Raw genomic sequence first — 10,625 nt, 5'->3', positions numbered from 1 at the left:
GGAGTTTGCATGGGGCATTTTTCTTAGCCCGCTTTACCTGTCGGTGATGCCCGGGACCTCGAATGCAGCGCATAACTCGGCAACGTCTTTTCGCACGCTGGCATGAACATCCAGATCGTTGGGCTGGCGACAGACCAGGTCAATAAAGGCAGCGATTTGCRCCATTTCCCCCTCGCGCATGCCCATTGACGTCACTGCTGGCGACCCCAAGCGAATTCCGCTTGTAACCGCCGGATCGCGCGGATCCCCCGGCACCATATTGAAGTTCGTAATGATGCCTGCCTTTGATAATCGCTCGGCATAGGCCTTGCCCGACAGTGGTCGATCGCGCAGGTCAAGGATGAGCATGTGATTGTCGGTCCCCCCGGTAACCAGGTCATAACCTCGCTCAAGCAGCGCCTGGGCMAGMGCCTTGGCATTCTTGACGGTCTGTTGSCCGTAGAYACGRAATGCCGGGGTCGCCGCTTCCTGTAAGGCGACTGCTAGCGCAGCGATAACATTCATATGTGGCCCGCCCTGCAGGTGAGGGAACACCGCGYGATCAATCCGCCTGGCGAGATTGTATTTGCTTTTCGCATGATAGAGCGCCTGATAACGGTCCTCATTCCTCGACAAAATGAAGCCACCGCGGGGGCCGCGGATCGACTTATGAGAGGTGCTGCTGACGACGTCGCAATGGTATACGGGATTCGGATGCGCTCCTGCMGCAATCAGGCCGCTGATGTGCGCAATGTCGGCCACGAGATAGGCGTTCGCCTCCAGAGCAATTTCTGCCATTGCCGCGTAGTCAAAGACACGCGGATAAGCAGTTCCGCCGATCCAAATGAGCCGCGGCCGTTCCCGCTTAGCGGTCTCGCGCAAGAGGTCATAGTCAATTTGCTGGGTCTTTTCGTGTAGCCCATAGGGGACTCGTCGGTAGTCGGTCCCGGAAAAGTTGATAGCCCAACCATGGGTCAGATGACCCCCTTCCGGAATGGGCAAGCCCATGACTTTGTCGCAGGGCTTCAAAAGCGCGCGATAGACAGCCTGATTGGCCGGCGAGCCGGAATAGGGCTGGACGTTGGCGTGTTCGCTTCCGAATAGTTTCTTCAAGCGCCCGATGGCGAGGTTCTCAAGCTCATCGACGACCTCGTTTCCCGCGTAGTAGCGCGCACCGGGGTACCCCTCGGCGTATTTGTTTGTGAAAATGGACCCGGTCGCTTCGAGCACTGCCGAGGAGGCAAAGTTTTCAGAAGCGATTAGTTTGAGCGTCGTGCGCTCCTGTCGCTCTTGTCTCAGGAGCAGTTCGTGAACGCGGCTGTCAACCGAGGCCAAGGAAGTGCGCCCGTAAGCGTCAGGCTGCGCGTTGGCGCGTTCAGCAGAGTTATCCATCATAGGCTCGCGCTCCAATTGGCTCGATCTATTTCACGATCAAGCAGGCTGTCCCCTTCGGCTGCTCGTTTTGTATCGCTTCGAGTCGTTGTAGGTCTCGTTCATGATGGCCATCGCAGTGGGGCAGGAGATCGACTAGCAATTGGACCAGACCGTCGTCCTTATCTCCTGTTTTGAGTTGGTAGGAGCGCCACGGGCGCTGTTCGTCGCAGCAAAGAAAGTCGGCTCTGGCGAGTAGCCGGACGTGTCGCAMAACGCGATCGCGACGCAGTCCCAAAATGTCTGCCAGCTCGCAGACTGTTAGATCCGCATGCGCGCAAAGGCCCAGGATTCGAAGGCGATCAAAATGCGCTGCCGTCCTTAGGCGACTGACCAGTGTCATCATTGTTCAGCATCAAGCCACATTGGAAAGAATGGACACTCGTTGCACTGAATTTGTCATTTGGCGTTCTCCGCAGACCAGCAACTTTCGAACCGAAATTGTCACGTTGCTTATATCTCAGGCCGGACGATTTCGACGGTCGCGTGGATGCGTACTTATTTCCACGCATGTAATTTTTTCGAACCGACAATGATTGAGTTGGAGCAACCATGACGGGAGTTCTTCTTGCTATTGCCTTTAGTTCTAGATTTCGTGCGGTTCGGCAGTCGCAGAATGGGAAGAACCGCGGTTTTGAGTCCTCTGGCTGACCTGAGACGTTGAGACAAGCCTACCATTCTCAGCGATTTCGGGTTGCTAAGAGTCTATGATTTTCTTTGAAGAAACTGTTGCAATTCCTGCTTGCCGAGATGCCGGTCAAGAWGGGCCAAGCCGCATGGTTTCAAACCAATGGGGCACCGTCGCATAGTTTCAAACCAATGGGRCAACATGGCAGGGATGGAAGAATGCCAATAACACCCTTGCTTCGAAGCGCATCGATCGTGGTACGGCCTGCGGCTTTTTGATTTTGAAGACGTGCTCGACAAGATCGGGCCAGCAGTCGCAACCGCGCTGAGATGAACGCATAAGGCGTGAAAGCGCTTGATGGTGGTGCCTTCGTTACGCTCCAGGCAGCGTGCCCATAGACGCCACTTCGACGACGTCAAGCAGAATTGCCAGCCCGACGCCGCATGCAGTCAGGATGAGGCCGGCCATGAAAATGYGGTTGGCCCGTTCGTAGACGTGGCGTCGCAGTGAACTCATGTCGAGCAACAGCGACAGCGCCCGCATCTGCGAGGCTATGCCGACCAGGATTGGGACCACTGCGAACAGGTCGTAAAGTCGCCACGGAACCGGGTTTGCCRCCCAATGTGTGACGAAACCCAGGGAAAACGCCAGCAATATGCCGACGACGGTGATCGTGCCGTTCCGGAAGACGGTCTCGATTGGTTCTTCCTTGGGATTGTGCTCGTCCAATTGTCTCTCTCTGCAGGTCTGCGCAGTCGTCGCACAGATGTGAACTGATCCCTAGGTTCCTTCGAAGGCTGGATTTTGCCGACTTCGGGMTGGTGGCGTCATCGGGATTAATCAACGATTCCCATCTCTTGGTACGGGAAATGAGCAAAACTAAGTCGGCATGGGCGCACGATGCTGACGAAGGGTGCCAGTTCGGAGCGGGCCGCTATTGGCGTGCGGTCCAGAGGGGAATGACATGAAGTTCCGTCTGACCGTATCCTGGTCAGCGAGATTGAGGTCGAGGAGAAAGCCGCAGGCGGCGTCATACAGGATACGGCTCAATTGAAAGTTCTGGAGCGTAKCCATCTTTGATCAGGAGGATCCGCACACCCGCTGCCAGCATAGCAGCTCAAATCGTCCACCACCTTGCTCATATTCTCCGAGCCTCAAGGATCGCCGCCACTTTTATATCGTTGAGGACAGCGATTGCGGTCGGCTCCACGACGCAGCGTCGTAAGGCGCTGCCGTGAAGAACATTTGCCATAGGGCATCCTCAGCCTGTCGGGGACTGCACGTCTAGCTCCCGCCGCTTATTGTCGGCCGAACCGAACATCATTCACCAATCGACGAACCAGAGCCACAAAAAGGTCAGGAGCCAGATGCTTTCGTAATGAGACACCGGCCGGCGAACATGATCGTTCGAGGCGAAGCAGGGGCGACTATCGCGAGCCCGATACTCACACGGGGTTCTTCGAAATCTTTTCGAAGACAAGAAGCTTGGCCTGGAGCACGGCTTTCTCGATCGAATCCCCGATCGCCAGATACGCCGCAATCGCGCTGGCCAGGATACAGCCAGTGCCGCGCATCGATCCGGCAAGCCTGGGCATGTCGAAGCGGATGGGTTCCCGGCCGCGACTCAACAGGATATCTGTGGACCTTGGCCCTTCCGCGTGGCCGCCCTTGATGAGCAGCGCCTGCGGGCCTTCCGCAAGCAATCGCCTTTCCTGCCGCAGCGCGTCGTCGTCGCCCGCGGCCAATTCCGAGCCGGTCAGCACCGCCAGCTCAATCAGGTTGGGCGTGACCAGGCGGCAAAGCGGCATGAGATCACGCTTCATGACGTCGATCGCGCTCGATTCCAGCAGCGGCCTGCCCGACGAGGAAGCCAGCACCGGATCGAGGATTGCCGGTATCCGCGGATTTTCGCGCAGCACGGCGGCGACGGCAGCGATGATCTGCGCAGTTGCGAGCATGCCGATTTTGATGGCCGCCACCGCGTTGGCCTGCAACGCCGACCGCATTTGATCGGCCACCAGGCCGGGTTGCATGTGACGGATATGCCTGACGGCGTGGTGCGTCTGCACCGTTACCGCGGTGACAGCAACGCAAGTGCGCAGGCCGATTGAAGAGATCGTCTCGATATCGCGTGCAATTCCGGCACCCCCACTGGAGTCCGATCCGCCAACGACAAGCACATTCAGGTTTTGACTCAGCGCCATTCCTCCGTCTTTTCGATCCATTCCCCGGTGCGCGCTTCGGGATCCGGGTTCAGCGTTATGTCCGTCACCACCGCCGCGCTGTCGGCGCCGGCCGCGAAAACGCCGTCGAGCCGCTCGGGATTGAGGCCGCCGATGGCGACCAGCGGAATGGGTGCGACGGCGTCCTTCCAGGCGCGAACCCTTTCGAGTCCCTGCGGTGCCCATTTCATCTTCTTCAGGATGGTCGGATAGACGGGACCCAGCGCAACATAGTCGGGACTCGCGGCCATGGCCATCTCCAGTTCGTAATGATCATGGGTGCTCAGCCCGAGCCTGACGCCGGCCGCCCGTATYTGAGGGAGGTTGGCGGCCTGCAGATCCTCCTGGCCGAGATGGACGAAGTCGCAGCGCTCCTCGATCGCGAGGCGCCAATGATCGTTGACGATGAGCTGGCAGTCATGTCGTGCGCACAAGGCCTTTGCGTTGCGGACCTCCATACGCAGCCTGTCCTCGTCCATGTCCTTGATGCGCAGCTGCACCAGCCTGACGCCGAGCGGCACCAGCCGCTCGATCCAGGCGGCGCTGTCGACGATCAGGTAGAAGGGATCGAGCTTCATGAAAAAACCGCCTTGCCGATCGTAGGCGTCGATGGCACGGCGACGTCGCGCGGCTCGAGCAGTCCCGAATCATAGGCTTCGCGGCCGGCATCGACCGCCTTGCTGAAAGCCCGCGCCATGCCCACCGGGTCGGCCGCCTTGGCGACCGCCGTGTTGAGCAACACGGCGTCAAAGCCGAGTTCCATGACGGTTGCCGCGTGCGACGGCCGTCCGAGCCCCGCATCGACGATCAGCGGAACGTCGGGGAAATGCCCGCGCAGCGCGCGCAGCGCCATGATGTTGATCGGTCCGAGCGCCGAACCGATCGGCGCGCACCACGGCATCAGGACCTTGCAGCCTGCCTCCAGCAGCCGCTCGGCGACGACGAGGTCGTCGGTGGTATAGGGGAATACGTCGAAACCGTCCTCGCTAAGGATGCGTGCGGCCTCGACCAAGCCGAACACGTCGGGCTGCAGCGTGTCGTGGTTGCCGATCACTTCGAGCTTGATCCAGGACGTGCCGAAGACCTCGCGCGCCATCTTCGCGGTCGTCACGGCTTCCTTGACCGAATGGCAGCCGGCGGTGTTGGGCAGCACCCTCACACCGAGCGAGCGGATCAGCGACCAGAATTTCTCGCCGGCCTTGCCGCCGGCCATTTCCCGGCGCAGCGAGACGGTCACCACCGAGGTGCCGGAGGCCTTGACCGCATCGGCCAGGATCGCCGGCGAAGGATATTGGGCGGTGCCCAGCAGCAGGCGCGAGGCAAGCTTTGTCCCGAGAAGATCGAACATCGGCTAGCCTCCCTGCATGGGTGACAGGATTTCGATCCGGTCGCCCTCGTTTACCCGGCATTCCGCGCGTTCGGCCGCAGGCACGACATCGCCATTGAGCGCGGTGGCGAGCCAGCCGCCTTCATAGTCAAGCTCCTTCAAAAGGGCGTCGAGCGTCGTCGCCTCGACCTCAAGCGCTTCGCCATTGACGATCAGCTTCATTTTTAGACTCCAAGCCGACAGATCAATTGTCGGCAGATGCATTGAAGAGAAGGTCGGCAGCCTGCGTGGCCATGGCCGGTGAAAGCAGGAAACCGTGYCGGTAAAGGCCGTTGATCGTGATCGCGCCGTCCTTCCGACGCTTCACCCGTGGCAGATTGTCGGGATAGGCAGGGCGCACGCCCGCTCCCGTCTCGACGATTTCGGCCTCACCGAACGCCGGATGAAGTGCGTAGGCCGCATTGAGGAGCYCCATCAGCGAACGGGCGGTGATCGGCCCGTCATGGTCGCTTTCGATCATGGTCGCGCCGACCATGAAGTGATGATCGGCCCGCGGCACGATATAGATCGGATGACGCGGATGGAGGAGACGCACGGGCCGGGCAAGCGAGACATCACGTGTGCGCAGGAGCAGCATTTCGCCGCGCACGCCGCGCAGATCGTCGTCGGCCCGCGCCATGCCCGTGCAATCGACCACCTGATCGAAGCCGGAAGGAGCGATCTCGCCCGCCTCGAAAAGGAAGACRACGCCCATGGCGCGCAGTTTATCCACGAGAGCTTCGAGAGCCCGGCGGGGGTCGAGATGGGTTTCGCCGGCAAAGAACAGGCCCTGACGGAAGCGGCCGGCGAGGTTGGGCTCAAGGGCGGCGATCGCCTCTTCGTCGACGGACTCATGGTTGCGGGTACGCGCCGCAAAACGCGCAAGCTCGGAGGCGTCGCGCGCATGGCCGACAACGAGAGTGCCGGCCCTCGTCACGAGCCCAGGCAGTGTTCTTTCCCACCAGTCGGCCGAAACCTTGCCGAGCGTGACAACTGCCTCCTCGGCGCTTTCGCGTTCGCACCAGGGGGCCAGCATGCCGCCGGCAAGCCAGGAGGGGTTGCCGCCTATGTGGCTGCGAATTTCGGCAATCGTGACCGACGCACCCCGCGCGGCCAATTCGTGGGCGCCGGTGAGGCCTGCCACACCGGCGCCTTTGACAAGGACGCGGCGCATGCTCAGTGGGTCTCCTGGTTCTGCGCCAAAGCCTGCTCTTCCGCTCCGGGCGTTTCGACCGGCATGTAGAGATCGCCGCCCGCGCGATATTTCTGCGCCATTGCCGCCATCCCCTCCTTCTGCGCTTCCGCGCGAATGTCGTGGGAGATGCGCATGGAGCAGAATTTCGGCCCGCACATCGAGCAGAAATGCGCCAGCTTGTGGGCTTCCTTGGGCAACGTCTCGTCGTGGAGCGAGCGCGCCGTCTCGGGATCGAGCGACAGGTTGAACTGGTCTTCCCAGCGGAACTCGAACCGTGCCCGCGAAAGCGCGTCGTCGCGGATCTTCGCCGCCGGATGCCCCTTGGCGAGATCCGCGGCGTGCGCGGCTATCTTGTAGGTGATGACGCCGGTCTTGACGTCATTGCGATCCGGCAGGCCGAGATGTTCCTTCGGCGTCACATAGCAGAGCATGGCCGTGCCGAACCAGCCGATCATGGCGGCGCCGATGCCGGACGTGATGTGGTCGTAGCCCGGCGCTATGTCCGTCGTCAGCGGTCCGAGTGTGTAGAAAGGCGCCTCGCCGCAGACGGCGAGCTGCTTGTCCATGTTGTGCTTGATCTTGTGCATGGGAACATGGCCGGGGCCCTCGATCATCACCTGGCAGTCCTTTGCCCAGGCGATCTTCGTCAGTTCGCCAAGCGTCTCCAGCTCGGCGAATTGGGCTCGGTCATTGGCATCGGCGATCGAGCCGGGTCGAAGGCCGTCGCCGAGCGAGAAGGAGACGTCATAGGCTCTGGCTATGTCGCAGATTTCCTCGAAATGCTCATAGAGGAAGCTTTCGCGGTGATGGTGCAGGCACCATTTCGCCATGATCGAGCCGCCACGGGAGACGATGCCCGTGATCCTGTCGACGGTCAGGGGGATATAATGCAGCCGCACGCCTGCATGGATGGTGAAGTAGTCGACGCCTTGCTCGGCCTGCTCGATCAGCGTGTCGCGATAGACCTCCCAGCTCAGATCTTCGGCGACGCCGCCCACCTTCTCCAGCGCCTGGTAGAGCGRCACCGTGCCGATCGGCACCGGCGCGTTGCGCACGATCCATTCGCGGATGTTGTGGATGTTGCGGCCGGTCGACAGGTCCATGACAGTGTCGGCGCCCCAGCGGATCGCCCAGACCATCTTTTCGACCTCTTCGGCCATCGAGGAGGTGACGGCGGAATTGCCGATATTGGCGTTGATCTTCACCAGGAAATTGCGGCCGATGATCATCGGCTCGCTCTCGGGATGATTGATGTTGGCGGGAATGATCGCACGGCCTCGCGCCACCTCGTCGCGTACGAATTCCGGCGTGACGAAGTCCGGTATCGATGCGCCGAACGCCTCGCCGTCCTGTTGCAGCGTGCCGCGCAGGATCTCGCGGCCGAGGTTTTCGCGGATGGCGACGAATTCCATCTCGGGGGTGATGATGCCCGCGCGCGCATAGGCGAGCTGGGTGACGGCCTTGCCGGCTTTGGCCCTCAGTGGACGGTTGCGGATCGGAAATTCCCGCGTGAGACGCTCGCCTGCCGCAAATCCGTTGTCCTCCGGCCTGACATGGCGGCCGTCATAGGATTCGACATCGCCGCGCGCCGCGATCCAGTCTTGCCGAAACCGGGCAAGGCCCTTCGCGATATCGGTTTCGATCGCGGGGTCGGTGTAGGGGCCGGACGGGTCGTAGACCGTCACCGGCGGCTCGCCGGCGGTCGGGTGCACCGCGATCTCGCGCATCGGCACCCTGATCTGCGGATGGAGGATGCCGGGTTTGTGGATCTTGCGCGAAGCGGGCAATGGCCCGGTCGATACGGTCGGGGTCAGGGCATTCATTTGAGGCTCCTTTGCTCGTTGCATTGGAGACCCAGTTCTGTGCCGGAAGGATGAAAAGACGCTTCGATCTACCTGCTTGAGGCAGGTCTTCGGGCATGAACTCCCGCAAAGCGCTTGCACCGTCCCTACGCCAGTATGAACTGGATCAGGTTCAACGGGTCACTGCGCCGCAAAGCCAGCAGTATCTCAGCCCCTTGCCGGGACTCCCCTGGTGAATGGCCTAGGGTGGACGGGCCAGCGCCATCTTGTCAAGCGCGTTCGGGCAGYGGGCAGGCCGCGGCGCTGATCGGCTGCTGATCAAACTGCGGGAAACAGTTCGCRCACATGGCGGCGACAAATCGCGCGCCCGAGACAGGGCGGGGAAGGGACAAGAAGATTGTCAAATCACCGGACTGAAAGTTCGATTCTTGCGATGAGCTCGCCTTCAATCGGCACCAAAGGTTTGYGCGTAGATCGCTTCGATGCGCCTTGCCTCGTCGTTGGTCAGCGCGGCGAATTCCTTTTGGCGGGCGCGGTTCGACAGGTGGCCACCATTCTGATGGAGGAAACGGAAGAGTAGATCGGTTAGCCRGTCGGGCAGGTCGATAAAGGTACCGATCTGTTGCCGGAAATGATCGTAGCGCTGCAGAAAAGCGGTTTCGTCGGGAAGGTCCCGTTCGATCGTCCTTTGAACGCAGGAATAGAGGAATTCGGCTTGCGGGGTTGCGTCGAAAAATCGGTAGAAATCCCCGGTGTCATTCAGCACCCGGACGTTGAATTGCGGCGTCGCTTCCCAGCGGACCAATGGCAAAAGGCGCCGGGAATAGCTCTCGAGCACGCGCCGGTACTCATCTATCTGGTCCAGGATCGCGGCCGAGACGGGAAACACCACTCCCGACGGATTGAAGCCGTGCGTGGCAAGGACGTGATGGATTAGATAGCGGTGAATACGGCCGTTTCCGTCCTCGAACGGGTGGATATAGACAAAGCCGAAGGCGAGGATAGCGGCGGCGATGACTGCATCAAGGTTTTTCGYGGGGCCTTGATCGAAGGCCACCATCCCGTCAATCAGCCGCGGCAGGTCCTCAGGCCGAGCGCTGATGTGATCGGGCAGGGGCATGCGATTCTCCCTGTCATGCTCACCGACGAAGCCTCCCTCCTTTCGAAAGCCAAGTCTCACGAAACGGGCATCGCCGAGGACAATTCTTTGCAGGCGAAGCAACTCATCGCGATCGATTGGTTGCCGGCCAGCTTCGGCGATAGCGCGGCCCCAGCGTTGGATGCGATCTTCCGGCGGGCGCTCGCCCTCGATCGCGTAGCTTGATCGGGAGTCTTTGAGCAAAAGAAAGGCGGCGGTCCGAGCAAGGAGGTCGCGCGGCACGTCCGCTACGATTGCCTCCGCGCGTCGCGCCAGCTCAAGGCCGATGAATTTTTCGAGCGTCTTGGTGCGGAACACCAGAGGGCAGAACTCAGGCGTACCGGGGAGATTGTCCTTTATGCGGTAGCGCGAGACGGTTTTCTCGGGTCCGGACCACTGCAGCTCGGGATCGATGATCGGAACATAGCGTCCGGCATCAGCATCGGGCAGATCGAGACGCGCGCCTGTCAGCCATTCATATAAAAACCAGATTCGGCGGGCATAACCACCGCTCGGGCTTTCACGGACCAGCGCCTCGATCGGCCTCGGACCGGTCACTTGGAAGAGCCGCTTGAGGACGGCTAGGTCGAGCCCTTCGTACTTGAGCGCGAAGGTTAGGTGGCCTTCGAGGGTTGGATGCGGAGCATAGCGGGGCGTCATGATCCGCCAGCCATTCCGTTCGGTAACGCGATGATGCTGGCCGGTGGCAGACAACGTTCGCGGCAATGGCACAGCGAGACCATAGGCTCCGATCAGGGCGCTATAGCCGGCCGGGGTCGCCGTCTCGGGAAGACGGACTTCCTGAAAAACGATAACAGGCCCTGAAAATTGGTTCTGCTGGGCCGATGTCATGAAATTGGGCTC

Annotated in this window: 9 protein-coding genes and 1 riboswitch; all 9 genes read right to left on the bottom strand. The window is 60.8% G+C overall.

Features of this window, described 5'->3' with window-relative positions; all coding sequences use genetic code 11:
- Positions 1-33 precede the first annotated feature (33 nt).
- Positions 34-1,371, bottom strand: a complete 1,338-nt coding sequence (gene glyA, locus ORS3428_RS26320) for a serine hydroxymethyltransferase (protein ID WP_071101207.1) — start codon at positions 1,369-1,371, stop codon at positions 34-36.
- Positions 1,372-2,410: 1,039 nt separating this feature from the next.
- Positions 2,411-2,767, bottom strand: coding sequence for a hypothetical protein (locus ORS3428_RS26310; RefSeq protein WP_071101202.1), 357 nt, complete (start codon positions 2,765-2,767; stop codon positions 2,411-2,413).
- 716 nt (positions 2,768-3,483) lie between these two features.
- The gene (locus ORS3428_RS26305; RefSeq protein WP_071101201.1) at positions 3,484-4,242 is read right to left on the bottom strand and encodes a hydroxymethylpyrimidine/phosphomethylpyrimidine kinase; all 759 of its coding nucleotides are present in this window, start codon (positions 4,240-4,242) and stop codon (positions 3,484-3,486) included.
- Positions 4,233-4,838, bottom strand: a complete 606-nt coding sequence (locus tag ORS3428_RS26300) for a thiamine phosphate synthase (protein ID WP_071101200.1) — start codon at positions 4,836-4,838, stop codon at positions 4,233-4,235. The genes ORS3428_RS26305 and ORS3428_RS26300 overlap by 10 nt, the downstream gene beginning before the upstream one ends.
- The gene (locus ORS3428_RS26295; protein ID WP_071101199.1) at positions 4,835-5,608 is read right to left on the bottom strand and encodes a thiazole synthase; all 774 of its coding nucleotides are present in this window, start codon (positions 5,606-5,608) and stop codon (positions 4,835-4,837) included. Before ORS3428_RS26295 ends, ORS3428_RS26300 begins: the two co-directional genes overlap by 4 nt.
- 3 nt (positions 5,609-5,611) lie before the next feature.
- Complete coding sequence (thiS, locus tag ORS3428_RS26290; RefSeq protein WP_040982579.1) at positions 5,612-5,809, bottom strand: sulfur carrier protein ThiS; 198 nt, start codon at positions 5,807-5,809, stop codon at positions 5,612-5,614.
- A 22-nt stretch (positions 5,810-5,831) separates the two neighbouring features.
- A complete protein-coding gene (thiO, locus tag ORS3428_RS26285; RefSeq protein WP_071101198.1) occupies positions 5,832-6,800 on the bottom strand; it encodes a glycine oxidase ThiO in 969 nt (322 codons plus the stop codon).
- 2 nt (positions 6,801-6,802) lie between these two features.
- Positions 6,803-8,644 (bottom strand): phosphomethylpyrimidine synthase ThiC, encoded by a 1,842-nt coding sequence (gene thiC, locus ORS3428_RS26280; RefSeq protein ID WP_071101197.1) that lies wholly within the window; start codon positions 8,642-8,644, stop codon positions 6,803-6,805.
- 104 nt (positions 8,645-8,748) lie between these two features.
- Positions 8,749-8,864, bottom strand: a riboswitch (TPP riboswitch).
- A gap of 204 nt (positions 8,865-9,068) precedes the next feature.
- Complete coding sequence (locus ORS3428_RS26275) at positions 9,069-10,613, bottom strand: Fic family protein (protein ID WP_083355298.1); 1,545 nt, start codon at positions 10,611-10,613, stop codon at positions 9,069-9,071.
- Between the last annotated feature and the right edge of the window lie 12 nt (positions 10,614-10,625).

It is taken from the genome of Mesorhizobium sp. ORS 3428 (assembly GCF_001854785.1).
GTDB lineage: Bacteria > Pseudomonadota > Alphaproteobacteria > Rhizobiales > Rhizobiaceae > Mesorhizobium.
Note: the sequence above shows the minus strand (reverse complement) of the source record. Positions and strands in the feature narration are given on the sequence as shown.

Excerpts from the sequence above, each read along its gene's own strand:
- ORS3428_RS26295 (WP_071101199.1), bottom strand. The coding sequence starts at position 5,608 with ATGTTCGATCTTCTCGGGACAAAGCTTGCCTCGCGCCTGCTGCTGGGC.
- ORS3428_RS26305 (WP_071101201.1), bottom strand. The coding sequence starts at position 4,242 with ATGGCGCTGAGTCAAAACCTGAATGTGCTTGTCGTTGGCGGATCGGAC.
- thiS (WP_040982579.1), bottom strand. The coding sequence starts at position 5,809 with ATGAAGCTGATCGTCAATGGCGAAGCGCTTGAGGTCGAGGCGACGACG.